The organism is Paenibacillus sp. S150 (assembly GCF_019352175.1).
Lineage (GTDB): Bacteria > Bacillota > Bacilli > Paenibacillales > Paenibacillaceae > Paenibacillus_AQ.
Window position 1 is genome coordinate 21690 of the sequence record NZ_JACBYI010000050.1, and the last position, 26736, is coordinate 48425.

Below are 26736 nucleotides of genomic sequence, written 5' to 3' on the forward strand. Positions count from 1 at the left end.
TCACCAGACAAGAGTTCCGAGCAGGTTTTCAATCAGGTTGGTTAGACTAAGCGTCCAGCGTGAGAGCGTAACAGGTTCCAGCTCGGCGAGCCTGAAATTATTCAGATGCCTGCTCTCCAGAAGGATGGAATGCTCCGGATCAATCTCTGCCGAGATCAGCGGCGCTTTGTAGGACAACTGAAATATGGTTTGCTTCTCTTCCCCATTCCAATACCGCTGAACGGTATATCCATCTGAGAATGTGAACTTTATGGACACATCCTCGTACCGGCTGCCTTTATTGCTTACCGCAACAGAGGATTCATAACGGAGACCTTCTGTTTCCGCTTCCGTTTTATTTACGGTATTTACGATGTCGTCCACGGCAAAATCAGGGGCGCCGCCGCTGTAAACATATTGGTCGAAATAAGACTGCCATGATTTTTTGGTCACTTTTTCTACGATTTTTTGGAAATCTGCGGTAGAAGGATGACGGAAGCGGTATTTGCGGGCATAGGTGGCCATGATGGTATCCATCGTTTGGCTTCCCACCTGCTGCTCGATATCTTTGAGCACCAGCTTGCCCCGGATGTACACATTGCGGGTGTAGGCATCATCTCCGGTATATTTCCAGGTCTCCAGAGTGAGCGGCTGCGAAGAGGACACCAGACTGGCCTGCAGCGGAAGATTGGACGCCACACCATACTCCTGCTCCATAAGCCGGTCCTCCGCGTAAGAGGTGAAGCTCTCATCCAGCCAGGCCTCCTCAAATTCATTGCTGGCGACTATGCCATAAAAGAACTGATGCCCGATTTCATGGATAACGGTACGTTCAAGCTGGGTGCCTGGGGCATCGTCAGATGCGCCAAAAGCGGTAATGAGCGTGGGATATTCCATCCCCCCTGCACCATTCCCTTCCTTGGGAGGAACGACGATAGACAGCGTGGAGTAAGGGTAAGGGCCATACCATTTGCTGAAGGCGCTCAGAGCTGCCTTGGCGGCCTGGAAATACCGCTCCTGCAACTCCTTGTGCAGCGGGTCCAGGTAGAGCTTGATCCTTACTCCAGGCACATTAGGTGCCGAGAAGGCTTCCTCCGCAACTACAAAATCGGGTGAGGCGGCCCAGGCGAAATCATGAACATCATCGGCGTAGAACTGGTAGATTTTCTGATCCTGCTTCAGCTTGGCGGTCTTTACCGGGAAGCCGGTTGCGGCAACAGTGTAATTGGCGGGCACGGAAAGGGTAACGTTGTAGATCCCGAAGTCGCTGTAGAATTCGGAGGTGCCGTGGTACTGATGCAGATTCCAGCCCTCCTGCTCCACGCCCCTGGTGCCTGCAGGCTCATAGACACTGATTTTGGGGAACCATTGTCCAGCCATTACAAAATCTCCTGCAACTCCCATGCGGGCGAATATTTGGGGCAGCTTGACTTCGAACTTCAGCTTGAGTGTGACACTTTCTCCGCCGTTCACAGGCTGGGGAAGATGCACCTTGACCAGTGTCTTGTCATTCACGTTGCCGTCATCGGGCTGGACATACTGCAGCCGCTGCATGAGCGAAACCCCATCGGTGGTCCGCAAATCCGTCAGGGTTATGCTGCCGTAGCCGTTCGCCGGCATTGTATCCCCGCGCAGTGTTCCTCCGGATTCCTTCATGAAGGTGGTATCGTCGGAGGCAAAGGCATTGGGATACAGGTGAAAGTAGAGGTCTTGTACCGGTTTTAGGCCGGGGTGGGTCCAGGTGACCGTCTCGGAGCCACTTATTAACCCGGCTGAAGGAATAAGCTGCGCGTCGAGATGATATTCGGTTACCCGCTGGCTTAAGGCCTCCGAGACGGGGAGCGGCTTACTCTCGGGGAGAACCGGCTGCGTTGCTTTGATCTGCGCGGCAGCAGGGGACTTGGCCTCTTTTGGAGCGGCAGAAGCCAGGACGGCAGGCTTGTTCCCGGCAAGGGCCCAGATTACGCCTCCCAGAAGAGTGATGGTGGCCAGGACCGCAAAGATGAGGGTGTACCTTAATGACAGTGGCTTCATACTGTGATTCCTCCCGTGACAAGCATCTACGGGATGTATATGTTTGCAATCGCCGCATTATTAGCTAAAATTAAATTAAATAAGATGAACTTGAGAATGAGCCTGACATTCTCAAGTTCATGTTCTATTAGTGAAAGGGAAGGATGTGCACTTGTGGATAACAACCAACCAGAGGGCAAAAAACCGATGGCTCTAAATATTGTGAATGCCAAGAGCAAGCATAAGGGCTTCGGCGCAGGCTCCATCGATTTGAACAATGTATCGCCGGTCATTATTGACGGCGGTGAAGCCGTTATCGATATCGGTGCCATGCATGCCAAGAGTAAAGTGGAGAAGGGTATAAAGTTCAGCCCGAACCGTGAGGATGTGCCAAACGGAAGACAGGTCTGGGTGGTGTGGGTTGCAGTGGACCGCACACCTGAAGGCCAGTCCTATGGCGGAATCACTGCCTGCGAGATGTGGATTGATACGGAAGCCCGCCGTGGTTGGAAGATTCTTGCCGATCATGTGAACAAGCTGGACTCGGCCCTGAAGCGGAGAATTATCCTGGAAGGACTTGGAGCGGCGGACAAGGCTGCGCTGAAGTCGCTGCTGGTTGCCCATAATGCGGAGTGGTGGGACGCTTCAAGCGAGGAGATTAAGGCGGCATTGTCAGAATAAGCGCATTACTTCCCCCAGTCTGTTCTCGATAGACCGGAGGAATCTGCATTCCGCAAACAGCCAGACCCTCCCTTGCAGGAGAGCCTGGCTGTTTGTATTGTGTATGAAATTGCAGAATGCCGGGGTACAGCTTATAATCCTATGATCTGCTGAGCAGGTTAAGCTTGCGCTTGAGCTGGCTTACACGGGCTTGACTGATGCCAAGAACCTCGGCAAGCTCCTTCTGGTTGGCGTATGGATGGTCCTCTATGGCCTTCTCCAGACGCTGACTCATTTCTTCAGTTTTGGTACGCCGTCCCCCGGATCTTGGTTCAGGGGCGGCTTCGGGGATGCTCTGGGGCTGCACGGCCTCACCGGCCGGGCGTTCAGGATTGCTGAGCTCTTTCAGACAGCTGTTGCAAATGAACTGATCTTTATAGTAGGTCACATGATCAAGGCTTCTGCAGAACGTGCATTCAGTTGAGGTGTACTTTCTGAGTACGATAATTTCTTCGTTCAAAATAAAAAATTCGATAGGATCCCCAATGTCAATATTGCGTGTCATTCGGATTTCTACGGGAACCACAATTCTACCAAGACTGTCTAAACTCCGGATCATGCCTGTATCTTTCATCCCATGTCCCTCATTTACATCTTTATATTTTTTTGTGGATATCTATGATTATAGCAGTAATTGTAAGTTATGAGAACGGGGAAAGCGCATTCATATATAGAGTTTTTTGTTAAATTCAGGAAGATTCTTTGTCTAAATTTAAAAACCTCTCCATCCGGGAAGTCCGAAAGGAGAGATTAATTAGGGTTCTTTTGTTTTTTACCCAATTTTCGGCTGGCGAAACAGCACCGCCAATCTTTAGTCAAGGTGAAAGGACTGTGCCTGTTTATCGATGACAGAGACATAAGGGTTGCCCCGGAGGTAGAAACGCCAGGGAAGCGGTGCATATTCTTCGGCATAAGGAATATTTATGCGCGGCGCCTGGACAATATCCAGCGTCTCCGGCGGTTCTCCCTGCTCCAGCCGCAGCGGCCCGCCCGGATCATCCAGCCGGTATCCGTTCAGGCTTTTGTCAATGCGCAATGCCCGGCACAGCTTACCCGGTCCGCCGGACAGGCTGGCCGCCTTCTTGACGGCGATGCCCCGGTATGCCGCCATCATCTCCGCATCGGCGGCGTTAAGCGGCTCTACCGCACGAATCAGGACAGCATGCGGATCATGTTCAGCGGCAGTCACCACATTGACGCAGTGGTACATACCGTATATGAGATACACGTAGGCAGTTCCGCCGGAGCTGAACATGACTTCAGTACGCGCTGTCCGGCGTCCCCCATACGCATGGCTGCCCTTATCTTCCGCGCCGCCATAGCTCTCTGTTTCTACGATCCGGCAGCGGATCTCCCCGTCCTCGGTCCGCCGGACCAGATGCTGTCCCAGAAGAAGCGGTGCAGCTTGGAGCGCAGTAAGCTTAAATACATCCGGGTTCAACAGTTTTCTGGTCCGGCATCCTTCCCATTCGCCGGGATTGTCCTTCAGCTCCATAGATAAATGACCCCTCTCTGCCCGAAACGGACACATCTTTCGGTGCCCGCCTCGTTGATTGGTCCCATCGTATCGCATGAGCCGGATGGGAGCAACCGGGATCAGTTCATCCACCAGCGCTTGATATCATTCCACAGGGAGTGCTCCTCTTTTATGTCCGCATCCGGGGGAGCTGTGGTGCCGCCGGCAGGATCGGCGGAATCGGCTGGGCCGTGCTGATCACAGTATTCCGTAGGCTCCGTTCCGCTGATGAAGGTTTCCAGCTCCTTCTCGGGACAAGCCGCCGTCGCAAGCTTTCCGGACTGCGGATTGATATACACACTGACCACGCCGTCAGGAATCGGGAAAATTTTCGGCGGAACGTTTTCCAGTGCTTTTTCTGTGAATTGGGCGAAGATCGGGGCAGCACGCCGCCCGTCTGCCGTGGCTATATCGCGTCCCTTGTCATATCCGACCCAGACAGCCGTAGACAGCTCAGGCGTGAATCCGACCATCCAGCCATCGGTATCGGTAGTACCGGTCTTGCCGGCTACAGGACGCTTAATAATAGATGCTACACGATTGCCTGTTCCCCCGCTCTCGAATACGCCTTCCATGAGCCGGGTCAGCACATAGGCCGCCGCTGGATCTACAACCTTCTCTCCTTGCGCCTGGGGGGCTTCATACAGAAGCTTTCCCTGGGCATCGGTAATCTTCAGAATAGCCGTAGCCGGAAGCTTCACCCCGCCCCCGCCGATCACGGCGAAGGCGGACGCCATCTCCAGCGGACTGACAGGCGAAGTGCCCAGCGCCAGGGAGGGCACGCTCTGCAGCGGGCTGCTGATACCCATTTTAGCCGCCATTTCGGCGACCTTATCCGCGCCGATTTTCATAATCGTGTTCACTGCATAGATATTGTCGGAGGCGGCAATGGCCTGCCGCATGTTGATTTCGCCCAGATACTTGTCGCCGAAGTTTTTGGGCTGATAGGTTTTGCGGTCATTATCATAGTGGAACAGCGTCGGCTGGCTGTTGAAGACGGACAGTCCCGTCATGCTTTTGGAGGACAGTGCGGTTAGGTACATGATAGGCTTAAAAGACGACCCGGGCTGCCGAGTAGTCGCCAGTGCATGGTTGAATTGGTTGGTCCGGTAATTTTTGCCCCCGACCATCGCTTTGATGTAGCCTGTACGGGGATCAATGGACACAAGGGCAGTCTCCAAATCACTGCCGGGGTCCATGCCCTGCTCAACGGCCTCCTCCGCAGCCTGCTGCATATCGGGATCAAGCGTTGTATATACATTTAGCCCGCCCTGCTCCAGCTCTTCGAGGCTGATCTGCAGGGAGTCGATGACCAGGCTGCGGACATAGTCGCGGAAGTAAGGTGCGGCAACGGTCGTATCCTTTTCACCCTGAGGCTTGAAGCTCAAGGTCTCCAGATTGGCAGCAGCAGCCTGGGCCTCGGTAATATCGCCCATTTCCGTCATCGCCTCCAGAATAATCCGCTGGCGTTTCTTGGCATTGTCCATATTTGTGTATGGGGAATAGTAGGTCGGGCCTTTGGGGATTCCGGCAAGCATGGCACTTTCCGCAAGATCGAGATCTGCCGCCGCTTTGCCAAAATACATTCTTGAAGCCGCTTCGATACCGTAGGCGCCATGACCATAATAAATTTCATTCAGATACATGTTCAGGATTTCGTCTTTGCTGTATTTCATTTCAAGCTGCATTGTGTAAAGGGCTTCCTTGGCCTTGCGGGTCCATGTCTTCTCATGGCTCAGGTAGAGATTGCGCGCAAGCTGCTGGGTTAAGGTGCTGGCCCCTTGCGTACGGTCGCCTGATTCCAGATTGGCAAGCACAGCCCGGCCCATGCCCTTGATATCAAAGCCGGCGTGGCTGTAGAACTTGCGGTCCTCCACTGCCAGCGTAGCCTGTATGAGCAGCGGGGAAATCTGGCTGAGCGTTACAGGATCGCGGCTGCGGCCGTCTGAGGTGAAGGCAGCCAGCACATTCCCGCGGGAATCAAGCAGCTTGGAACGGACATCATCGGCGGCCGGCGGAAGGTCCTTTTGATACAGGTAGCCGAGCAGTGCGCCAGCCGCCAGTACCAAAAGCACGCTCATCACGGCCAGCAGCCGGAACAGCCGGCGGAGGCGGCGTTTGGGTTTCCGGGGTGTAACAGGTTCGCGCGGCATGGCATCAGGCTCCTTCTGTATTTGGCTTGACTTGTCAATTCTCATTATGGGGAAGGAAGCGCCTGGATATTCATGAAGCACCGTCTCATTCCAGAAAAGGTCAGCATTTCTCCCATGTGTGATTTTGTGATCCGTTATGGTAAAATTTTAGGTGCTTTACGAATGCAAGCCTATATCCCGCTTAGGAGGACTGCTCCATGGCCTTTCGCGTATCCGCCGTACAATATCATCTGCATACTATTTCCTCTTTTGATGAGTTTGCCGCCGAGTGCGAGCATTATATAAAGACAGCCATGGAATTCGGCGCCGAATTCATTCTGTTCCCCGAGTTTCTTACGACACAGCTGATGTCCATAGGCGATGGACAGGGAAATGCCCTCGGCATAGAGGATCTGCCGCAGTTTACAGACCGTTACCGGAAGCTGTTCTCCGGGTATGCCAAGAAATATACTGTGCATATTATCGGCGGGACCCATGTGCTGCGCAGGAACGATAAGCTCTACAATGTGGCCCATCTTTTTTATCCGGACGGAAGAATCGCCGAGCAGGCCAAGCTGCACATTACACCGGCTGAAGCGGAGGGCTGGAATATGGGCGCAGGTGAAGGGCTGGAGGTGTTCCGGACGGACAAAGGCACCATCGCCATGCTGACCTGCTACGATATCGAATTTCCGGAAATTGTGCGCATGGCGAGAGCCAAGGGAGCGGATGTGATCTTCTGCCCTTCCTGCACGGATGACCGCCATGGCTTCCACCGGGTGAGATACACCAGCCATGCCCGTGCTATTGAAAATCAAGTCTATGTCGTGCTGACAGGCACTGTAGGCTCGCTGCCTACCGTAGATCTGATGCGGGCGAACTATGGCCAGGCAGCGGTCATTACCCCCAATGACATCCCGTTTCCTCCGCAGGGCCTGCTGGCCGAGGGGGAAATCAACGACGCGATGATTATCACCGCCGATTTAGATCTGGAGCTGCTGTACCGCGTTCGTGAACGCGGGTCCGTAACCACGTGGCGTGACCGCCGGACGGATTTGTACACCGACTGGGTGTAAGGGGGAAGAAGAGAAATGTATTACAGGAATTTCTACGCTTTTAATGGTAAAAATCCGGTGCCTGCGGTGATCCGCAGCTATACGGAAGCCGATTTTACGGAACTGATTACCCTTCAAGCCGAAGCCTTTCCGCCTCCTTATCCTGCGGAATTATGGTGGAGCCGGGAGCAGTTGCTGAATCATGTGTCGCTTTTTCCGGAAGGTGCGTTATGTGTGGAGGTGGAAGGGGAACTGGCCGGGTCGGTAACAGGACTGAAAATCCGTTTCGACCCCGAAGCTCCGGCCCTTCACCATACCTGGTCGGAGGTTACGGCAGATGGATATATTACTACGCACCGGACGGACGGGAATACCCTGTATATTGCCGATCTGTGTGTCCGTCCCAAATACCGCAAGCTTGGGCTGGGCAAGGAGCTGGTACAGTCGCTGTATCATACGGTAGTGGAGCAGAAGCTGGAACGGCTGCTTGGAGCCGGCCGAATGCCAGGGTATCATCTGCAGGCTGTCCATATGACAGCGGAAGAGTACTTGGCCGGAGTGGTGGCCGGGAAATGGTCCGATCCTGTAATCACCTTCCTGCTGCGCTGCGGAAGATCTCCGGTTGGAGTAGTGGCTGATTATCTGGAAGACGAGGAATCAGGCAATTACGCTGCGCTGATGGAGTGGCGCAATCCTTTTTTATAAGTGGAAAATGTCTATTTCAGAACCGGAGGAGATTCTTGAATATGGAGTATAGAAGAATTACAAGTGTGGCAGACCCCTTGTTCAGTCAAGTACATAAGCTGCTGTCGGAAGTGTTCCCGCCGGAGGAAGTGCTCGAATACAGTCTATGGAAGGAGCCTTTGGAGGATCCGGGCATCCGTGTATTTGCTGCCGTGCATGAAGGGGCCGTTGTGGGTACGACCGAATACCGTTATTATGCCGACTGGAATGTGGCGATGACCGATTTCACTATCATTGGCCGGGAGGGGCTGGGAGTAGGCCGCTTCCTGGCACAGAGCCGGCTGAAAGACCTGCAGAGGCTGGCAGCCGGCAATGGCCAAGAGCTGTTCGGCATGTTCGCCGAGATTTATGATCCCTACCGGGTGGAGCATGCTTTTGGAGGCATTAAGCCCATGGACCCGTTTGTCCGCCGCGAGGTACTGTCTCATCTCGGGTATAAGCGTCTCGATTTTCCTTACGTTCACCCCTCATGGCAGGGTGACGGTGAAGCGGTATCGGGTCTGGATCTGTGTTTTATGCCCGGCAATGAGGATTTGAAGCAGATAGAGGCGTCTTTGGTTGCCGATTTTCTGACCCGTTATTACGCGGTGCTTGCGGATAAGCCGGAAGCCTGGACGTCCATGGTAGGGCAGCTTAAGAGCAGGGACACCGTTGCTCTGCTGCCGCTGTGAATATTTTAAAGGACTATATAAATAGACATTGAATTGCTCATCCGATCTGGATATAGTGTACAATGGGAAAGCGAATATGACTTAGATGAATATAAGTATGAACAAGCGAGGAACATGTGATGACTGAAGTACAGTCCGGCAAATACGGCGTTTTCATATTGCTGGAGAGTGTGCAGGGCGGAGAGCGGAATGTAGTGCATACAGCAGGAGAGGCCATTGCCAAAGGGCAGCTGCTGTATATCCGCTATGAAGAAACGCAGCCTGGCCCCAAGGGCGAGGAGGTTTCTGTCCGCAGCACCTTGAAGATATCGGACAGCGGACTGAAGCTGATCCGTCACGGCGGCGTTCAGTCGGAGCAGTCCTTTGAGCAGGGACAACGCCTGCCGGGGTTCTACCGCTCGTCTTATACACAGTTTAATCTCTCCACCGACACCCGGAAACTCGACATTAAGCGCGATGGAAGGTCGCTTGCGGTTTCATGGGAATATGATCTCTACGTGTACGGGGAACTATCGGGACAGTTCGCTATAAGTTTGCATATACAGGAGGAACCACAATCATGACACAAAGTCAAAATCCGCTTCAGTCAGCCAATGAACGGGTGAAGGAAGCGATATCCGGCGCCATTGTAGCCGCTGGCCTGGTTACCAGAGAGGAGCTTCCGTTCATCGTGCTGGAGGTGCCGAAGGACAAAGCCCACGGCGACTTGGCAACCAATGCGGCGATGCAGCTTACCAAGATTGCCAAGCGTAATCCGCGGCAGATTGCTGAAGCGATTATCGAGCATCTGGATAAGGGCAGCGCTTCTATTGAAAAGGCCGAAATCGCCGGGCCTGGCTTTATAAACTTTACGCTGTCCAAAAGCTATCTGTACCCGGTAATCGCCCTCGTGGCCGATCAGGGAGACGATTATGGCCGCATCAATGCAGGCCGGGGCCAAAGGATCGAGATGGAATTTGTCAGCGCCAACCCTACGGGCAGCCTGCATCTGGGACATGCCCGGGGCGCCGCTGTCGGCGACGCGCTCTGCAACGTGCTGGATTTTGCCGGTTATCAGGTGACCCGCGAGTATTACATCAATGATGCCGGGAACCAGGTTGCTAACCTGTGCAAATCCATCGAAACCCGCTACCTGCAGGAGCTGGGCCAGCCGGCGGAAATGCCGGAAGACGGTTACCATGGCGAAGATATCAAGGGCTTTGCCAAAGAACTGGTAGCCGAAAAAGGCGATGCTCTGCTGTCCATGACCCCGGGCGAGCGTGCCGCTTTCTTCCGCACCTACGGCCTCACCAAGGAGCTGGACAAAATCAAACGCGACCTGGGCCGTTTCCGTGTAAGCTTTGACATCTGGTTCAGTGAAACCTCGCTGTACGAGAACGGAGAGGTGCTGCGTTCCCTGGATGAGCTGCGCGAGCGCGGCGAAGTCTACGAGCTGGACGGGGCAACCTGGCTGCAAACGACCAAATACGGCGACGACAAAGACCGGGTGCTGATTAAGAACGACGGAACCTACACCTACCTGACGCCGGATATCGCTTACCACAACGACAAATACGGCCGGGGCTACGATAAAATGATTAACATTTGGGGTGCTGATCACCACGGCTATATTCCCCGGATGAAAGCTGCCATGTCCGCGCTTGGCAATGATCCGGAGAAGCTGGTTGTGCTGATCGCCCAAATGGTCAGCCTGTTCCAGGACGGCGAAAAGGTCAAAATGTCCAAGCGCACCGGCAAGGCGGTGACGATGGAAGACCTGATGGAAGAGGTCGGAATCGATGCCATCCGTTATTTCTTCACGATGCGCAGCATGGACTCGCATCTGGACTTCGATATGGACCTGGCTGTCTCCACCTCCAATGAAAATCCTGTATTCTATGTCCAATATGCGCATGCGCGGATTTGCAGCATTTTCCGCCAGGCGGAGGAACAGGGCATTGTGCTGCCGGATGCTGCCGGGATCGACTACTCGAAGCTGACCGCTGCTCATGAATATGATCTTTTGCGCAAAATCGGCGAATTGCCTGCGGAGATCGAGATTGCCGCAGGCAGCTATGCACCGCATCGCCTGATCCGCTACGTGTATGATCTGGCCTCGCTGTTCCACAGCTACTACAAAGCGGAACGCGTCATCACCGAGGATGCCGCCCAGACCGTAGCCCGCCTTGCCCTGCTGGGCGCGGCGCGGACTACAATCGCCAACGTGCTGCGCCTCGTCGGCGTTACCGCACCGGACCGGATGTAACGGTCCGGCTTGCACACCAAAGCTCCTCCCCGTATGGCTGGGGCGGAGCTTTTGCTTAATGTTCAGGAAATTATATTTTTCCTGCGGGGGACGCCTGATCGCGGAGAGCTGCAGGGAGGCGAAGTGGAATTAGTACACTTAAATGTGCTCAAAAGCGTCCCGCGGCGGGGATTAGTTGGAATTAGTAGACTTAAGTTAAGCGAATTCCCTGTAAAGGCATGAATCAGCAGGATTAGGCTTACTTTTTCCCACTAATGCTTGTGTGAGAGCGGGATGCGCAGATTTAAATTCACTTTTTCCACTTGGGCTAACTCACAGCTCAGGGCTCAAGGCGACCTGGTGCTGCCGGGGAAGCGGCAGTCCGCCCGGCTTTGGGGAGAACGCAAGCCTCTCCGGCTTAGCGCAAGAGAGGCCCATGAGGCCCCCCGGCTCAGGGGCCTTATGGGCCGCGCCCGCTGCTAGCCCGTCGCCGGCCCGCCGCTACGCCTTCGCGGCGGCCCGCTTCGCCCGCGCGCCTGCCCGCAGCAGGCGCAGGGCATCGGCCGCGCCGCCGCCCAAGGCCGCGCGGCGCTGGCCCTTGCGCAGCCGCACCGGCGAGGCTGTGCGGCGCAGGAGCAGCTTCAGCTCCCGGGGCGAGAGGCCCGGGCGCAGCGCGAGCAGCAAGGCGGCGGCTCCCGTGACATGCGAGGTCGCCATGGAGGTGCCGCTCATCTCTTTGTAGCCCTCCTTCAGCCAGCAGGAGGGCACGCCTTCGCCGGGTCCGTATACGTCGATATACGGACCCCGGTTGCTGAAGGCCGCGACGCGGTGCCTTCGGTCAAGGGCGCCGACGGCGATCGTCTCGGGGTAGCGGGCGGGATAGTCTCCGCCGCGCTTGCCGTCGTTGCCGGAGGAGGCGACGATGGCGATCCCGGCCCGGTAGGCCTTGATCACCACATCGTGAAGGGCTTTGCTTCTTGTTTTCATGCCGAAGCTCATATTAATGATATCCATCTTGTTCTGTACGCACCAGTCGATGCCTAGTACAATGTCCGACACATAGGCGGATCCGCTGTGGTCAAAAGCCTTGACCGGGTACAGCAGCGCCCGCGGTGCTACGCCCATCATGCCGCGGGTGCCGCCGGCTGCTGCAAGTGTGCCGGCGATATGGGTGCCGTGCCCGTTGTCATCGAGCGGCAGCATACCGCGGTGGAGCAGGTTTACGCCCGAGGCCAGCGAATGCTTGAGATCCGGGTGGCGGTAGTCGGCCCCCGTATCAATGACGCCGATCCTGACATGCACGCCAGTCGATTTGGACCAGGCTTGCGGGGCATGAATCGCTTTCACACCCCATGGCATCACGGAGGTGCCCGCTTTTTCAGGGGCCACTGCGTGGACTTGTATCCGTGAATCCTCTTCGATGCTTAGAGCACCTTCAAATTTATGAAGCAGCTTGCCTGCCGCAGCGGCGGGCACAAAAAACGCCCGGATCAGCGGGGACATCTTTATTTGCCGCAATCCCGGTGTCTTCGCCTTCAGCGATTTCCACTCTGACAGCGCTCCGGCATACTGGCGGGGATCATTGAAAGTTACAATGCGCCGCTCTGTTTTTTTGGGGGCAGCCGGTATCTCATCAAGCAGCATCTGCCAAAATCCGTAATAATCCATAAGTTACGCCGTCCCCTCCTCGGTGCCGTGCTGCCATATTGTATGAAAGGAGGCGGACGTCCGAATGGGAACTTGCCCTTTTTTAGCGAAATGGGCTGCCCATCGTGTCAAAAAGCGGAGCTTTACATAAAATAAACAGAAGAGACCGCAAGTTCTCTTTGCAACATCCCGTAAGGAGCCGATCCTTGGCGTGGATACAGTCATGCGCGGAGGGACTTCCTCCGCCTTTTTAATGTTAGGGAAGAAGAAGTTTTCCGGGGAGCCCGGGAATACATAATTCAGCCGGACGCAATTGACTTGCAATTTGCTGCCAAATAGGTTTTACTTAGTTTTGTTAATGGATATTATGGAATAGAAATTAACGGTAATGTGAACAAAGCGTGAGAGGAAGTGTCCTTTAGTGAGTACGCCACTCAATTTAAAGCTGGACCCCGAGAAAGTAAAAGAAATGCCGATGGTGGATCTGGCTTTCCTGGTGCTTAAAGCGGCCAACACCCCCTATTATTACCGTGATCTGATGGTCGAAGTGGCCAAGCTGCGCGGCATGACAGACGAAGAAACCAACGATACTATTGCCCAGTTATATACCGAGATCAACATTGACGGGCGTTTTGCCTGCGTCGGAACCAACCTGTGGGGATTGAAGCGCTGGTATCCGCTGGAACGCTCCGATGACCCGGTCGGCAACTCCAAGCGTCCACGTATCATTAATGACGAGGATGACGATCTGGAAGACGATGACTTCGTGGAAGAAGAAGAAAACTACGCTGCTGAAGAAGAGGACTTCGATGCTATCGATGAAGATCGCGATGACCTCTATTCCGACGACGACAGCGAAGAAGAAGTCGACGAAGATGTTGTGATTGATGAAGAAGACATTGATGAAGACGAAGTGGATGAAGAGGATTCCGAAGACGGCGAAGCGGAAGATGCCGATGATGAGGACGAGAGCGATAATTATTAGAATAGTGTACAAGTATGGTGCAATTCCTCCCTTGACATGGGTGGGACCGTCAGAGTAAACTATTGCATGGGCTTATAGTGGAAGTTAATATTGTTTTCTAAAATAAAAAGTGCCCCGGTTCTACGGGTGTCACTTTTTTGTTTTTTTAAAGATAAGAATTCATATGTTTCACGTTATTAATTATCCTTATTTTTCTGGAGAAACGGACGCCTCCTTCAGTGGACGGCAAGGCCATTTCTTCCTGGATGGTTTTTCGGGATTCATTTGGAAGCAGCTTTTGGGTTCCCCGTTTTGATAATGGAAAAAAGGGTTACGATAAACACCAAGCGTCACCTGAATTTCTGGACTTTATTTAGGAGGGTTTTACAGTGACAAAGTATATTTTTGTAACGGGTGGCGTTGTGTCCTCCCTGGGCAAAGGCATTACCGCTGCTTCTTTGGGCAGGCTGCTCAAGAACAGAGGCTTGAAGGTGACGATTCAGAAATTCGATCCTTACATTAACGTAGACCCTGGAACCATGAGTCCTTATCAGCATGGCGAAGTGTTTGTAACCGACGATGGGGCGGAAACGGACCTGGACCTTGGGCACTATGAACGGTTTATAGATATTAATCTCTCGAAGAACAGCAATGTCACAACCGGTAAAATTTATTCCTCGGTCATCAGCAAAGAGCGGCGCGGGGAGTACTTGGGCGGTACAGTTCAAGTCATTCCGCACATCACGAACGAGATTAAGGAGCGTGTATTCCGCGCAGGCCGTGAGACTGGATCTGATGTGGTCATTACAGAAATCGGCGGTACCGTGGGCGATATCGAAAGCTTGCCGTTTCTGGAAGCCATCCGTCAGATCAAAAGCGACATTGGCCGCGAAAATGTAATGTACATTCACGTAACCCTGATTCCATATATCAAGGCCGCGGGGGAAGTCAAAACCAAACCGACACAGCATAGCGTCAAAGAGCTGCGCAGTATCGGGATTCAGCCGAATGTCATTGTATGCCGCACGGAATATGCGCTTTCTGATGATATGAAGGCCAAAATTGCCTTGTTCTGCGACATCGACGCCAACGCAGTAGTGGAATGCCGCGATGCTTCAACCCTGTATGAAGTTCCTCTCAACCTTCGCGATGAAGGCCTGGACGAAATCGTAGTGAACCACCTGAAGCTGACGACGCCTGCTCCGGATATGCGCGAATGGGAAGATATGCTGGGAAGGATTCAGAAGCTGGAGCGCACCGTTGAGATTGCCATCGTCGGCAAATATGTAGCCTTGCATGATGCTTATTTGAGCGTAGTGGAATCTCTTTCGCATGCAGGTTTTGCCGCTAATGCGGATGTGAAGGTCCGTTGGGTGGATGCTGAGCTTGTGACCGACGGGAATGTAGGCGAGCTGCTGGGCGGCATTGGCGGCATACTCGTTCCGGGCGGCTTCGGCGACCGGGGAATCGAAGGCAAGATTTCTGCTATCCGTTATGCCCGCGAGCAATCCATTCCTTTCTTCGGCATCTGCCTGGGCATGCAGGTTTCCGTTATTGAATACGGACGTTCCATTCTGGGACTGGCAGGTGCGAACAGCTCGGAGATTGATCCGGCTACACCCCATCCGCTGATTGACTTGCTGCCGGAGCAGAAGGATATCGAGGATATGGGCGGAACAATGCGTCTTGGTCTTTACCCATGCAAGCTTCTCCCTGAATCACTCGCGATGTCCTGCTATGACGATGAGTTGGTATATGAACGCCACCGTCACCGGTATGAGTTCAACAATGCCTACCGTGATGAGATTGAAAAAGCCGGCCTCGTCATCTCCGGAACCTCTCCGGATGGCCGCCTGGTGGAGATTGTCGAGCTTCCGGGTCACCCGTGGTTCCTGTCTGTGCAGTTTCATCCGGAGTTCACCTCCCGTCCGAATCGTCCGCAGCCGCTTTTCCGTGAATTTGTCAATGCCTCATTAACGCATTCCGAACAGCTGTAATCCAAAGAAAAGGCCCGTATAAGGCCCTGGCCGAGCCTCCGATCCGGAGGCTTTCTTTGAAATTATATAGGGTTAATGCACTATGCAATCCTTATATTTCTCTCAAGAAGCGGTGCCGCCTGACTTTGAAGCAGCTATTATCTGCTCCTCGCGTCTGATTACAGTCCATAAAATGACATAGATTTACGCATTTTAACCAATTAGCAGGATTTTGACTGTAAGGAACGAATAATAGGTTTCGTATAGACTATTTTGTTAAGGGGCCGTTAGCTGTGCGGGTGCGCGGTATGGACAATCTGCTTCAAATTCTGGGAGGGTATGGTTATGGAAAAAAAGAAAGTGTTAATTGTCGATGATCAGAACGGAATCCGGATTCTCCTCATGGAAGTATTCAATAGTGAAGGGTATGCCACATTTCAAGCAGCTAACGGAAAATTGGCATTGGACATTGTCCGCAGCGAATCCCCTGATCTAGTCTTGCTCGATATGAAAATTCCGGGAATGGACGGGCTTGAGATCCTGAAGCATTTGAAAGAGATCAATCCGGATATCAAGGTCATTATGATGACTGCTTACGGTGAACTGGATATGATCAAGGAAGCGACTAAGCTGGGGGCTTTGATGCATTTTACGAAGCCTTTTGATATTGATGAGATGCGGGTAGCCGTGAACATGCACCTTAACAATAAGTCGATAGACCAATGCAGCTAGCTTAGGAATCGACAGTTTGGGAATCTTCCTTTATGGATACTCTAAAGAGGAGAGTCTGCCTGGAGTATGGGGTGGTCGAATAACGTCCCACCGGGACATTTTTTTGTATATCCTATTTAGTATTTGACACAGGATGTGCTATAATAGGCCTGTATGTGATGTCGGCTTATATAAGCAACTCAACATTTTAGGAGGATTGAAACCATGCCATTAGTATCAATGACAGACATGTTAACCAAAGCACTTGAGGGGAAATACGCTGTTGGCCAGTACAACATCAACAACCTGGAGTGGACACAAGCGATTCTTGGTGCCGCAGAAGAAGAGAAGTCACCAGTAATCCTTGGCGTATCCGAAGGCGCAGCTCGACATATGGGCGGCTTCTACACAGTTGTTAAGATGGTTGAAGGTCTTATTCATGATTTGAAGATTACTGTTCCTGTTGCCATTCACCTGGACCACGGTTCCAGCTTCGACAAGTGTAAAGAAGCGATCGACGCCGGATTCACATCCGTAATGATCGACGGTTCCCATCACCCAATCGATGAGAATATCGAAATGACCAAAAAAGTCGTCGAATATGCACATGCTAAAGGCGTTTCTGTAGAAGCAGAAGTAGGTACTGTCGGCGGGCAGGAAGACGACGTAATCGGCGGCATTCAATATGCGGACCTGAACGAGTGCGTGCGTATCGTCAAAGAAACCGGCATCGATACCCTTGCTCCTGCACTTGGTTCCGTACATGGTCCTTACCATGGTGAGCCTAACCTGGGATTCAAAGAAATGGAAGAAATCCGCGATGCGGTTAACCTCCCATTGGTTCTTCATGGCGGTACAGGTATTCCTGAGCATGACATCAAGAAATCCATTTCCCTGGGTACTTCCAAAATCAACGTGAACACTGAAAACCAGATTGCTTTTGCTAAGGTTGTTCGCGAAGTGCTTGCTGCTAAACCGGATGCTTACGATCCTCGTACATTCATCGCACCAGGCCGCGAAGCCATCAAACAAACCGTTATCGGCAAAATCCGCGAGTTTGGTTCCAACAACAAAGCCTAATCCTTTCACGATGCAAGCGGACAGGCTTCCTTGAGCTGTCGCTGCACTTTCCTATTTGCCAACTACTGCAACGTTGTCCAGCTGAATAGTTTGATATGGAGAGCACCGCCTAGCCGGTGTCTTTCCATTTAATATAAGGGGTTATTGCCTAAGGCGGCAACCAGTCCTTGTATTGTATTCGCTTTTTGGAAACGGTGCCGTCCTTGTTGTAAGGACGGCGCATCCGTTTCTGATCATCATTACTAAGCAAAGCCACAGCAGGTATTGCCAGGGCAAGCTGCAATACACGTAGGGGGAACCGGATAAATATATGGAAAAATTAATGATTGGCGGTGGACGTCCTTTAGAAGGCGTTGTTACCATCAGTGGAGCGAAGAATAGCGCCATTGCGCTTATTCCTGCGGCGATCTTGGCTGAGTCTGAAGTTGTTCTGGATAACTTGCCGTCCCTTAGTGATGTAGCTGTCTACTCCGAAATTCTGGAAGAGCTTGGAGCCACTGTCTCCTGGACAGGCAGCCAGATGAGAATTAACCCCTCCCGTATCGTATCCATCCCAATGCCTAACGGACCGGTCAAGAAACTCCGGGCCTCGTATTATATGATGGGAGCTCTCCTTGGAAGATTTAAGGAAGCGACAATTGGTCTTCCCGGCGGCTGCAACTTTGAACCCCGTCCGATTGACCAGCATATCAAGGGCTTTGAAGCGCTGGGAGCAACTGTAACCAATGACCACGGTTCTATTCACCTGTATGCCAAGGAACTGCGCGGTGCCAAAATCTATTTGGACGTATCGAGCGTAGGCGCCACTATTAACATCATGCTTGCGGCTTCACGTGCCAAGGGCTCAACAATCATTGAAAATGCGGCTAAAGAGCCTGAGATTATAGATGTAGCTACTCTCTTGAACTCCATGGGCGCTGTAATTAAAGGCGCTGGTACCGAAACGATCCGGATCGAAGGTGTCACGGAAATGCACGGCTGCCGTCACTCTATCATCCCTGACCGTATCCAAGCTGGAACGTATATGATTGCTGCTGCGGCTACGCGCGGCAATGTATTGATAGATAATGTGATTCCGAAGCATTTGGAGGCACTAACTGCCAAACTGCTGGAGATGGGTGTGGATATCGAAGAGCTGGATGAGAGCATCCGGGTCATCGGCAAGGCCAAATATGAGCATGCTGATGTCAAAGCGCTGATATACCCCGGTTTTGCCACCGATTTGCAATCTCCAATGACAAGTATGCTTACCCAGGCTGAAGGGGTTAGTGTGCTCAGCGATTTTGTATACAGCAACCGCTTTAAGCATGTTCCGGAGCTGGTGCGGATGGGCGCCAAAATCCGTGTTGAAGGGCGCTCCGCCGTTATCGAAGGAAGCAAGCTGAACGCTGCGAAGGTGAAGGCTGCCGATTTGCGTGCAGGTGCAGCGCTGGTGATTGCCGGTCTGACGGTAGAGGAAGGGATAACCGAGGTTACCGGTGTAGAATATATAGACCGTGGCTATGACAATTTGGTCAGCAATTTGCGTAATTTGGGAGCCGAAGTATGGCGCGAGAATGAATAGAATAGGGTTATCCGATGCGGGGAAAGGGGTGCTTTTTTACTCTTAAACTGCATATCCCCTTCCAAATTGGGTAATGCTATCCTAATAAACAATTTAATAGACTCCTATTTTTACCGGTTGACCTGCTAGAAGAACTCATTATAAAAATTGAATAGGTGGTTATTACATGGATCTTCAAATTTCCGATTTGGAAGAAATGAAGCTGACCGATTTGTATAAGCTGGCGAAGAAATACCAGATTCCTTACTACGGGACGCTTAAGAAACGGGAGCTGATTTTTGCCATCCTCCGGGCGCAGGCTGAGCAGAGCGGGCTCATGTTTATGGAAGGTGTGCTTGAAATTTTGCCTGAGGGCTATGGTTTTCTGAGGCCGATCAACTACTTGCCCAGTGCGGAAGACATTTATATCTCTGCTTCGCAGATTCGCAAGTTTGATCTCAGAAGCGGCGATCTTGTTTCCGGCAAATGCCGCACGCCCAAAGAGAATGAACGCTACTTCGGATTGCTTCAAGTCAACGCCGTCAACGGCGAGAATCCTGCCAGTGCAGCAGAGCGTTTGCATTTTCCGGCGCTGACACCTCTTTATCCGCAAGATAAGCTGCCACTTGAAACATCCCCTACTCACTTGTCTACCCGAATAATGGATTTGCTTGCTCCTGTTGGTCTGGGGCAGCGCGGCTTAATTGTAGCACCTCCCAAAGCAGGGAAAACGCTCCTCCTAAAAGAAATTGCCAACAGCATTTCCACCAATAATCCTGAAATTGCCCTGTTTGTACTGCTGATTGACGAACGCCCCGAAGAAGTAACTGATATGCAGCGTTCTGTGAAGGGCGAGGTTGTTGCATCTACATTTGATGAGCTTCCGGAGAATCATATCAAAGTAGCTGAGCTTGTGCTGCAGCGGGCTTTGCGTTTAGTGGAGCATAAGAAGGATGTTGTTATTTTGCTGGACAGTATTACCCGGCTGGCGCGTGCCTATAATCTGGTTGTTCCTCCGTCCGGTCGCACGCTCAGCGGCGGGATTGATCCGGCGGCTTTCCATCGTCCCAAGCGCTTTTTTGGCTCCGCACGGAATGTGGAAGAAGGCGGGAGCTTGACCATACTGGCAACAGCGCTTATTGATACCGGTTCACGTATGGATGATATTATTTATGAAGAATTTAAAGGCACAGGGAACATGGAGCTGCATCTGGACCGCAAGCTGGCGGAACGCCGCATCTTCCCTGCCATTGATATCCGCCGTTCCGGCACGCGCCGCGAAGAGGTGCTGCTCAGCAAAGAAGAGCTGGACACAATCTGGGCAATCCGCAAAAATATGAACGAATCCTACGACTTTGTGGAGGGCTTCATCAAGAAGCTGCGTGACACCAAGACCAACGCCGAATTCCTGGCGTCCTTTGATGTTGCAGGGAATAAGGAATCTTCGTCTCCGGGCGGAACGGCCAGCAATGGGGGAACCTCGAACAGCGGTTCATCCGCACGCCGGACCTCGCGGCCGAAGACGCCTTCTGTTCCAACAACCTGAGAAAAGATAACAAGAGGAGACTGACATGTATTTGGTATATGCCGACGGGCATGGAAACGTATATGATCATCCCGAGCTGTTCGGTCTGGCCCGCAGCGGGGATATGATTGTTGAGATGCTGGAGGAAGAATTAATTCCGCTGCCCGAGGGGGCTACGTTAGTTGGGCTGCCTAACACCCGGGCGGTGGGCATGAACCCTGAGACGGGTGAAATGCTTCCGCTGCCTGAAGGCTCGCAGGCAGTAGGAGCTTTGCTTCCGCAGGGCTTTACCCGCTTATGTCTTCCCGGGTATGTCAAGACAGACAAGTCGTATAAGCTTCCGCTCTTCGGCTATTCCGCAGTAGTGTGGAAAGATGGCGGGTTTTATGTGGCCGCTGATCTTACAGATGATCCGGAGCAATGGAATCCGCTTAATTGTGATCGTGAGGATGTAGAAGTGGGAGTGGGCGGTTTAACCGCCAAGTACCCGGAGAACCGTCTTTATGAGCATCTATCCAATTGCGCGCTGGGTTACGAATGTCTGACCTCTTCCAATACCTTTCTTGGCCGATGGGAGGGAGCGGTCCCGGTTTCCTATTCCTGCAATGCCGGCTGCTTCGGTTGTATTTCCGAACAGCCTGATGACAGCGGCTTTGTGTCGCCGCAGACGCGAATGAATTTCCGCCCTACAGTAAATGAGATTTCAGAGGTCATGCTGGAGCATCTAAAGACACCCCGGTCGATTATCAGCTTCGGCCAGGGCTGTGAAGGTGAGCCTTCCACACAAGCCAAGCTAATTATTGAAGCTATCCGTGAAGTCCGTGCCGTGACGGATATGGGCTATATCAATATCAATACCAATGCCGGGCTAAGCGATCATATTCGCGGAATTGTTGATGCAGGACTGGACCTGATGCGTGTCAGCACAATCAGTGCACTGGATGATCACTATAATGCCTATTACAAGCCACGGGGCTATACGCTGGCTAATGTGGAGAAGTCTCTGAAATACGCGGCTTCGCAGGGTGTGTATACGTCAATCAATTATTTGATCTTTCCGGGGGTGACTGACCGTGAAGAAGAGATTGAAGCGATGGTGGAGTTTGCCAGACGTACAGATCTGAAACTAATCCAGATGCGCAATTTAAATATCGACCCGGAGAGCTACCTGGAATTAATCCCTCCGGCTCAAGGAGATATTCTGGGAATGAAGACGATGCTGGAAATTTTCCGCGGGGAGCTTCCTGATGTTGTTATAGGCTCGTATACACATGTACCGCCTGCAGATCTGGCCCGGGCCAAGCAGCGGCGTGTGAAAGTATAGCTTCAACAAGTGGGATTAAGACTTATTGCAGAGTCTATTCTTTCGTGCTAAAATACCGCTTAGATATCTTATTAACTCTAGGTCCGCATGAGGCTTAGGGCACGAGAGGTGAGGTTCATATGCAATCTGCAATACAACCCAATTACAATCTAACCAAGGTAACCTGTGCATGCGGCAATACATTTGAGACCGGTTCTGTGAAGCCGGAGCTGCGTGTTGAGGTTTGCTCCAGCTGCCACCCGTTCTATACGGGCAAGCAGAAATTTCTGGATGCCGGTGGACGTGTTGATAAATTTAAGAAAAAGTATGGTATCTGATCCATTTATCGCCTTGCTATGGATTGGAGCAGGCCCCTGGACTTTGCGTCCGGGGGCTTTTCCGTCGAGGATATATAATTATAGGCTTCACCTTATTAAATGTTCTTTATCTTCCGTAAAGAAAAGGACGCTGCCTCTCAGAGAGTTGGCAATAATGCTTCTTTTTGCCTGGAGTTGATTTTTGTCCAGCTGTAAGCTATACTTATCTTCGCCGTGCTAGACGGGGAGGTAGCGGTGCCCTGTAACTCGCAATCCGCTGTAGCGAGGTTGAATTCCTGTTAGAGGTGCTGTCGATGTGAGGCCTTGGTTCCTGCGGGCTGTGTTGACGGTTGGGTCCTCCGCAATGAGTGCTCGTGAACCTGGTCAGGTCCGGAAGGAAGCAGCCATAAGTGAGTTTACTCTTGTGCCGGAGGGTGGCCTAGCCCGAGCGGTGCTGCAGGGTTGCCGCTTGGATCGAAGCCATCAATAACAGGTGCACGGTTTATCATATTGCCTATAATAGTATCTTTGCCACAAGCGAAGATGCTTTTTTGTTTTTGGTCAAATTCTGATGGATATAGTATAATAAATTAGCGACAAATGCCGAAAGCGGCAGCCTAAGAGAGGGTAATGCATAGTGGAACATATCGCGCTGTACCGTGCCTGGCGGCCGCAGTCGTTTCATGACATGGTAGGGCAACAGCACATTATTCAGACGCTGCAGAATGCAATTCGTGAACAGCGGGTTTCGCATGCCTATCTGTTCAGCGGACCGCGGGGCACCGGCAAGACGAGTGCCGCCAAAGTACTCGCCAAAGCGGTCAATTGCGAACGGAATGAGGGTCCCGAACCCTGCAACGAATGCCCTTCCTGCCTCAGGATCACTGCAGGCAATGTCATGGATGTGCAAGAGATTGACGCGGCGTCGAACCGTGGTGTTGAAGAAATACGCGACCTCCGGGACAAGGTGAAATACGCTCCTACCGAAGTCCGCCGTAAAGTGTATATCATTGATGAAGTGCATATGCTGACCACAGAGGCTTTTAATGCGCTGCTGAAGACGCTGGAGGAACCGCCTCCTCATGTAATGTTTATTCTGGCAACGACAGAACCGCATAAATTGCCGGCAACGATTATTTCCCGCTGCCAGCGCTTTGATTTTCGGCGGGTGTCACTGGAGGAACAGACCGCTCACTTAACGGCTATCTGTGAGAAGGAAGGCATTTCTGCAGATGCAGAGGCGCTGCAATACATTGCCCGTCTCTCTGACGGCGGAATGCGTGATGCGCTAAGCATACTGGACCAGATCTCATCTTTTACGGATGGGCAGGTGACTTATCAGCAGGTGCTGGGCATGACCGGAGGCATTCCCTCCGAACAGTTCGCCCGCCTCGCCACGGCTATTCTGGAAGGAGATATGGGGCTGCTTCTGGAGCTGGTTGAACAGCTTATGCATGAAGGCAAGAGTGCTGATAAATGTCTGGAGAACCTCCTGTATTATTTCCGGGATTTACTTATGATCAAGATGGTGCCGGGGGCCGATCAGCTAACGGATCGGGTGCTGAATCCAGCGGAGTTCCGCGATATGGCGGCCGCATTTTCCCGGGATCGGCTATTTCTGATCGTTGAGACATTGGCCCGTTATCTGGGTGAAATGAAATATGCGACCCATCCCCAAACTTTGTTTGAAGTAGCATTGATGAAGCTGTGCAGTCAGCAGCAGGAAGCTCCTCCTCAAGAGGCTGCTCCGCATGCTGTTGCTGGTATTTCGCGTCAAGCAGGCGGCAATGCTGCCGCTGTGGACCCGGGAGAGCTGGAGCTTCTCAAACGCCAGATCGCGGCCTTGGAGAAAAAGCTGGAACAGGCTTTGCAGGCTGGGGCATTGTCCGGAGGGGGTCAGCAGGCGGCTGCGGGCAGACAGACTGCCCCTCAGAATCCCGCTCCGCGCATATCTTCGCCCTCCAAGCTGCCCCCACAGCTGGACAAATTTATCGCAGGCAAGGACAGTGCCGATTTCGCTGATGTGTATAAGAAGTGGAGCGTTGTCCTGCAGGCAGTGAAGGAAGAGAAGGTAACGGTCCACGCATGGTTTGTGGACGGAGAGCCTGTGGCTGTTATAGAAGACGCTGTACTGGTTGCGTTCAAAAATACGATTCATCGCGATACGACCGAGAAGCCTGCGAACAGACAGGTGATTGAGAATGTGTTCGCAGCACGTCTGGGCAAACCTTACCGACTCGTTACTATGCTGCTCCGTGACTGGAATGAGGCCGCAATGAAATCTGCAGCTCAGACCGGTACAGAGGAGCTGCGGCTGGAGCATGAGCACGAGACTGCGGACACACGGACTGAACCATGGATTGACGAGGCTATCCAGCTCTTTGGGGAAGACCTTGTTGTCATAAAAGAGTAGTTAAGCCTATTAGCGCCAAGTGCGCATTCCAAAGGAGAGACGACGTATGAACAATATGAACCAAATGATGAAGCAGGTCAAAAAGATGCAGGAGCAAATGCTTAAGGCTCAAGAAGAACTGGGCAGCAAGACTATTGAGGGATCATCCGGCGGCGGTGTGGTGACCGTCCAGGTCAATGGCCACAAAAAACTGCTTTCCATTCAAATCAAGCCGGAGGCTGTGGATCCAGACGATATCGAAATGCTGCAGGATCTCGTGATTACCGCTGTAAATGATGCTCTTACCCAAGCGGAAGAACTGGCTAATAATGACATGGGTAAATTTACCGGCGGCATGAAGATTCCTGGCCTGTTCTAGACCTTACTCCATCTGTCCAAAGGAGAACCGATATTTTGTATTATCCCGAACCGCTTGCCAAGCTGATCGAAGCTTTTACGCGTCTGCCCGGAATTGGCCCGAAGTCAGCCGCCCGGCTGGCCTTCCACGTGCTTAACATGAAAGAAGACGAGGTTATTGATTTTGCCAAGGCGCTGGTCAGTGTCAAACGCAATCTTCATTACTGCTCGGTCTGCTGCAATATTACTGACACCGATCCCTGCCGGATTTGTCAGGACAAAACCCGCGATCCCTCCGTAATCTGTGTAGTTCAGGATTCCAAGGATCTCGTGGCCATTGAACGCACTAAGGAATTTGATGGCTATTACCATGTGCTGCAGGGTGCAATCTCACCAATGGAGGGTATAGGTCCTGATGATATCCGTCTGAAGGAGCTGCTGACCCGGCTAAGCGATGAGAGGGTGAAGGAGCTTATTATGGCAACCAACCCCAATATTGAGGGTGAAGCAACAGCTATGTATATCTCCCGCCTGGTGCGCCCCTTCGAGATCAAAATCACCAGGATTGCCCATGGACTGCCTGTAGGGGGCGATTTGGAATATGCGGACGAGGTAACCTTGTCCAAGGCCCTCGAAGGTCGGCGTGAGCTGTTCTGAGCAGCTTTGGCGCACGGACATTTAATCAAGAAGCCCCTGCGGGCTTCTTTTTTGATTGAAGCTATGCTTGTTTGATCTCGCAAAAGCCGGAGGCCTGAGCCTTCGGCTTCTTCAGTTTCAGGCAGGTGATTTAATGCTGTGTTTTAGTTCTAAGTTTGTCCCGATTCCGATATGAATGAGAATAAACGAGGGTGAGGTTGCTTCACATCGTACTGAAATTATTCTTAAGGAGGAATTGGAATGGGATGGTGGAGAGTAAGGAAGCAGGCCGTCGGAGAGCAGAGAGGAAGACAGGAGGATCACTGGGACGTTTTTCTTGAGGTTAAACAGGCACAATCAGAGTGGGAGAGGGCGCATTTAATGTTTGACGAGGCGCGGGGCCAGGATCAGATAGACTATGCCATATATATTTTGGAAGCGGCAGAACGTAAATATCAGATTCATTTGAAGCATGCCAAAAGCATGGGGCTTAATCGAGCTCGGCTATAGAAAATAGAAAAAGACAAAGGAGGATTATCATGCTTAGAATTGCGGCATCAGCAGTACTGATTCTATCAGGACTATTATTATTCTTTATTGTTTTCAGGAAAAAATTAGGCTGGGCCTGGCTCAGCCTGTTTGGCACGCATCTCCTTCTGGCTGCGATCGGTATTTATATAGTGAACTTTTCCGGGATATTAACGGATATTTATGTGCCATTGAATCCTGCAACCATAGGCGCTGTAACGGTTCTTGGTCTCCCTGGAGTGCTGATGCTCCTAGGCCTGAAAATAACTTTATTCTAAAGGTTGACGTGAGTTCGGAATTTATGATACATTAAGCTTCGGCCCTTTGGACAAGATACCTTCCTAATAACTTGCCTGGAAGCCGGGCGAGAAATTAGAATAAAAAACGCTTGACTGAAATAAAGGCGCTGTGATATATTATGAAGGTCGCTGCTGAGACGCGGTGATGAATGAAAAACGAGACATTGATCTTTGAAAACTGAACAACGAGTGAGTGGGATTTCACGCAAGTGAGGTCCAAAATTAGAGAATATTTTATTCTCGTCAGATGTTTCAAAATGAGCAATCGCTCTTTCTAAATACCAATTTGGAGAGTTTGATCCTGGCTCAGGACGAACGCTGGCGGCGTGCCTAATACATGCAAGTCGAGCGGAGCAGGAATGGAAGCTTGCTTCCATTCCTGCTTAGCGGCGGACGGGTGAGTA

At 52.1% G+C, this 26736-nt stretch carries 24 protein-coding genes, 1 rRNA gene and 1 other RNA gene; 21 read left to right on the forward strand and 5 right to left on the reverse strand.

Annotated elements, in window-relative coordinates; translation table 11 throughout:
- On the reverse strand, window positions 1–2013 hold the full coding sequence (locus HYD27_RS28150) for a M1 family metallopeptidase (protein WP_219220879.1): 2013 nt from the start codon (window positions 2011–2013) through the stop codon (window positions 1–3).
- 153 nt (window positions 2014–2166) lie between these two features.
- Between HYD27_RS28150 and HYD27_RS28155 the strand changes: the two genes are divergently transcribed.
- On the forward strand, window positions 2167–2673 hold the full coding sequence (locus HYD27_RS28155) for a YwhD family protein (protein ID WP_219220881.1): 507 nt from the start codon (window positions 2167–2169) through the stop codon (window positions 2671–2673).
- Between the two features lie 139 nt (window positions 2674–2812).
- Here the strand turns inward: HYD27_RS28155 and HYD27_RS28160 are convergent, their stop codons facing one another.
- The 3 genes from HYD27_RS28160 to HYD27_RS28170 form a co-directional block, all read right to left on the reverse strand.
- The gene (locus HYD27_RS28160; RefSeq protein ID WP_219220882.1) at window positions 2813–3286 is read right to left on the reverse strand and encodes an AbrB/MazE/SpoVT family DNA-binding domain-containing protein; all 474 of its coding nucleotides are present in this window, start codon (window positions 3284–3286) and stop codon (window positions 2813–2815) included.
- A 237-nt stretch (window positions 3287–3523) separates the two neighbouring features.
- On the reverse strand, window positions 3524–4207 hold the full coding sequence (locus tag HYD27_RS28165) for a DNA-3-methyladenine glycosylase (protein ID WP_219220884.1): 684 nt from the start codon (window positions 4205–4207) through the stop codon (window positions 3524–3526).
- 101 nt (window positions 4208–4308) lie between these two features.
- Window positions 4309–6381, reverse strand: coding sequence for a transglycosylase domain-containing protein (locus tag HYD27_RS28170; RefSeq protein WP_219220886.1), 2073 nt, complete (start codon window positions 6379–6381; stop codon window positions 4309–4311).
- A gap of 197 nt (window positions 6382–6578) precedes the next feature.
- Here HYD27_RS28170 and HYD27_RS28175 point away from each other — a divergent pair, with 197 nt between their 5' ends.
- The 5 genes from HYD27_RS28175 to argS all read left to right on the forward strand — a co-directional run bounded on the left by HYD27_RS28175 (window position 6579) and on the right by argS (window position 11075).
- Complete coding sequence (locus tag HYD27_RS28175; RefSeq protein ID WP_219220887.1) at window positions 6579–7436, forward strand: carbon-nitrogen hydrolase family protein; 858 nt, start codon at window positions 6579–6581, stop codon at window positions 7434–7436.
- Window positions 7437–7451: 15 nt separating this feature from the next.
- Window positions 7452–8120: a GNAT family N-acetyltransferase gene (locus HYD27_RS28180; RefSeq protein WP_219220888.1), complete on the forward strand. Its 669-nt coding sequence runs from the start codon at window positions 7452–7454 to the stop codon at window positions 8118–8120.
- A gap of 41 nt (window positions 8121–8161) precedes the next feature.
- Window positions 8162–8830, forward strand: coding sequence for a GNAT family N-acetyltransferase (locus tag HYD27_RS28185; RefSeq protein ID WP_219220890.1), 669 nt, complete (start codon window positions 8162–8164; stop codon window positions 8828–8830).
- Between the two features lie 119 nt (window positions 8831–8949).
- Window positions 8950–9393 (forward strand): YwiB family protein, encoded by a 444-nt coding sequence (locus HYD27_RS28190; protein WP_219220892.1) that lies wholly within the window; start codon window positions 8950–8952, stop codon window positions 9391–9393.
- Complete coding sequence (gene argS / locus HYD27_RS28195; protein ID WP_219220893.1) at window positions 9390–11075, forward strand: arginine--tRNA ligase; 1686 nt, start codon at window positions 9390–9392, stop codon at window positions 11073–11075. Before HYD27_RS28190 ends, argS begins: the two co-directional genes overlap by 4 nt.
- A 480-nt stretch (window positions 11076–11555) precedes the next feature.
- Here argS and HYD27_RS28200 read toward each other — a convergent pair whose 3' ends face one another.
- Window positions 11556–12722, reverse strand: a complete 1167-nt coding sequence (locus HYD27_RS28200; protein WP_219220895.1) for a S8 family peptidase — start codon at window positions 12720–12722, stop codon at window positions 11556–11558.
- Window positions 12723–13122: 400 nt separating this feature from the next.
- Between HYD27_RS28200 and rpoE the strand changes: the two genes are divergently transcribed.
- From rpoE to HYD27_RS28275, 15 genes are all read left to right on the forward strand, one after another.
- Complete coding sequence (gene rpoE, locus HYD27_RS28205) at window positions 13123–13686, forward strand: DNA-directed RNA polymerase subunit delta (protein ID WP_219220896.1); 564 nt, start codon at window positions 13123–13125, stop codon at window positions 13684–13686.
- Between the two features lie 368 nt (window positions 13687–14054).
- A complete protein-coding gene (locus HYD27_RS28210) occupies window positions 14055–15662 on the forward strand; it encodes a CTP synthase (RefSeq protein ID WP_219220898.1) in 1608 nt (535 codons plus the stop codon).
- A gap of 324 nt (window positions 15663–15986) precedes the next feature.
- Complete coding sequence (locus tag HYD27_RS28215; protein WP_219220900.1) at window positions 15987–16373, forward strand: response regulator; 387 nt, start codon at window positions 15987–15989, stop codon at window positions 16371–16373.
- Window positions 16374–16577: 204 nt separating this feature from the next.
- The gene (gene fba / locus HYD27_RS28220; RefSeq protein ID WP_219220901.1) at window positions 16578–17432 is read left to right on the forward strand and encodes a class II fructose-1,6-bisphosphate aldolase; all 855 of its coding nucleotides are present in this window, start codon (window positions 16578–16580) and stop codon (window positions 17430–17432) included.
- A gap of 310 nt (window positions 17433–17742) precedes the next feature.
- Complete coding sequence (locus HYD27_RS28225) at window positions 17743–18996, forward strand: UDP-N-acetylglucosamine 1-carboxyvinyltransferase (RefSeq protein WP_219220902.1); 1254 nt, start codon at window positions 17743–17745, stop codon at window positions 18994–18996.
- A gap of 166 nt (window positions 18997–19162) precedes the next feature.
- Window positions 19163–20521: a transcription termination factor Rho gene (rho, locus tag HYD27_RS28230; RefSeq protein ID WP_219220903.1), complete on the forward strand. Its 1359-nt coding sequence runs from the start codon at window positions 19163–19165 to the stop codon at window positions 20519–20521.
- Between the two features lie 25 nt (window positions 20522–20546).
- Entirely contained in the window at window positions 20547–21824 is a 1278-nt protein-coding gene (locus tag HYD27_RS28235) for a radical SAM family protein (protein ID WP_219220904.1), read from the forward strand.
- A gap of 119 nt (window positions 21825–21943) precedes the next feature.
- On the forward strand, window positions 21944–22141 hold the full coding sequence (gene rpmE, locus HYD27_RS28240; protein WP_219220905.1) for a 50S ribosomal protein L31: 198 nt from the start codon (window positions 21944–21946) through the stop codon (window positions 22139–22141).
- 211 nt (window positions 22142–22352) lie between these two features.
- Window positions 22353–22621, forward strand: an RNA gene (ffs, locus tag HYD27_RS28245) — signal recognition particle sRNA large type.
- A gap of 136 nt (window positions 22622–22757) precedes the next feature.
- A complete protein-coding gene (gene dnaX / locus HYD27_RS28250) occupies window positions 22758–24533 on the forward strand; it encodes a DNA polymerase III subunit gamma/tau (protein ID WP_219220906.1) in 1776 nt (591 codons plus the stop codon).
- A 46-nt stretch (window positions 24534–24579) separates the two neighbouring features.
- Window positions 24580–24891, forward strand: a complete 312-nt coding sequence (locus HYD27_RS28255) for a YbaB/EbfC family nucleoid-associated protein (protein ID WP_020426415.1) — start codon at window positions 24580–24582, stop codon at window positions 24889–24891.
- A 35-nt stretch (window positions 24892–24926) separates the two neighbouring features.
- Entirely contained in the window at window positions 24927–25526 is a 600-nt protein-coding gene (gene recR, locus HYD27_RS28260) for a recombination mediator RecR (RefSeq protein WP_219220907.1), read from the forward strand.
- Between the two features lie 240 nt (window positions 25527–25766).
- Window positions 25767–26015, forward strand: coding sequence for a DUF2508 family protein (locus tag HYD27_RS28265; protein ID WP_219220908.1), 249 nt, complete (start codon window positions 25767–25769; stop codon window positions 26013–26015).
- A 29-nt stretch (window positions 26016–26044) separates the two neighbouring features.
- The gene (locus HYD27_RS28270; RefSeq protein WP_219220910.1) at window positions 26045–26311 is read left to right on the forward strand and encodes a pro-sigmaK processing inhibitor BofA family protein; all 267 of its coding nucleotides are present in this window, start codon (window positions 26045–26047) and stop codon (window positions 26309–26311) included.
- Window positions 26312–26615: 304 nt separating this feature from the next.
- Window positions 26616–26736, forward strand: a 16S ribosomal RNA gene (locus tag HYD27_RS28275); the annotation flags it as partial.

What these genes read in the sequence shown, in the direction of transcription:
- HYD27_RS28175 (WP_219220887.1), top strand. Translation starts at nt 6,579, where the DNA reads ATGGCCTTTCGCGTATCCGCCGTACAATATCATCTGCATACTATTTCC.
- HYD27_RS28255 (WP_020426415.1), top strand. Translation starts at nt 24,580, where the DNA reads ATGAACAATATGAACCAAATGATGAAGCAGGTCAAAAAGATGCAGGAG.
- HYD27_RS28235 (WP_219220904.1), top strand. Translation starts at nt 20,547, where the DNA reads ATGTATTTGGTATATGCCGACGGGCATGGAAACGTATATGATCATCCC.
- HYD27_RS28180 (WP_219220888.1), top strand. Translation starts at nt 7,452, where the DNA reads ATGTATTACAGGAATTTCTACGCTTTTAATGGTAAAAATCCGGTGCCT.
- HYD27_RS28185 (WP_219220890.1), top strand. Translation starts at nt 8,162, where the DNA reads ATGGAGTATAGAAGAATTACAAGTGTGGCAGACCCCTTGTTCAGTCAA.
- HYD27_RS28200 (WP_219220895.1), bottom strand. Translation starts at nt 12,722, where the DNA reads ATGGATTATTACGGATTTTGGCAGATGCTGCTTGATGAGATACCGGCT.
- HYD27_RS28150 (WP_219220879.1), bottom strand. Translation starts at nt 2,013, where the DNA reads ATGAAGCCACTGTCATTAAGGTACACCCTCATCTTTGCGGTCCTGGCC.
- HYD27_RS28170 (WP_219220886.1), bottom strand. Translation starts at nt 6,381, where the DNA reads ATGCCGCGCGAACCTGTTACACCCCGGAAACCCAAACGCCGCCTCCGC.
- HYD27_RS28160 (WP_219220882.1), bottom strand. Translation starts at nt 3,286, where the DNA reads ATGAAAGATACAGGCATGATCCGGAGTTTAGACAGTCTTGGTAGAATT.
- fba (WP_219220901.1), top strand. Translation starts at nt 16,578, where the DNA reads ATGCCATTAGTATCAATGACAGACATGTTAACCAAAGCACTTGAGGGG.
- HYD27_RS28265 (WP_219220908.1), top strand. Translation starts at nt 25,767, where the DNA reads ATGGGATGGTGGAGAGTAAGGAAGCAGGCCGTCGGAGAGCAGAGAGGA.
- HYD27_RS28270 (WP_219220910.1), top strand. Translation starts at nt 26,045, where the DNA reads ATGCTTAGAATTGCGGCATCAGCAGTACTGATTCTATCAGGACTATTA.
- rho (WP_219220903.1), top strand. Translation starts at nt 19,163, where the DNA reads ATGGATCTTCAAATTTCCGATTTGGAAGAAATGAAGCTGACCGATTTG.
- HYD27_RS28190 (WP_219220892.1), top strand. Translation starts at nt 8,950, where the DNA reads ATGACTGAAGTACAGTCCGGCAAATACGGCGTTTTCATATTGCTGGAG.
- HYD27_RS28165 (WP_219220884.1), bottom strand. Translation starts at nt 4,207, where the DNA reads ATGGAGCTGAAGGACAATCCCGGCGAATGGGAAGGATGCCGGACCAGA.
- HYD27_RS28225 (WP_219220902.1), top strand. Translation starts at nt 17,743, where the DNA reads ATGGAAAAATTAATGATTGGCGGTGGACGTCCTTTAGAAGGCGTTGTT.
- HYD27_RS28215 (WP_219220900.1), top strand. Translation starts at nt 15,987, where the DNA reads ATGGAAAAAAAGAAAGTGTTAATTGTCGATGATCAGAACGGAATCCGG.
- argS (WP_219220893.1), top strand. Translation starts at nt 9,390, where the DNA reads ATGACACAAAGTCAAAATCCGCTTCAGTCAGCCAATGAACGGGTGAAG.
- rpmE (WP_219220905.1), top strand. Translation starts at nt 21,944, where the DNA reads ATGCAATCTGCAATACAACCCAATTACAATCTAACCAAGGTAACCTGT.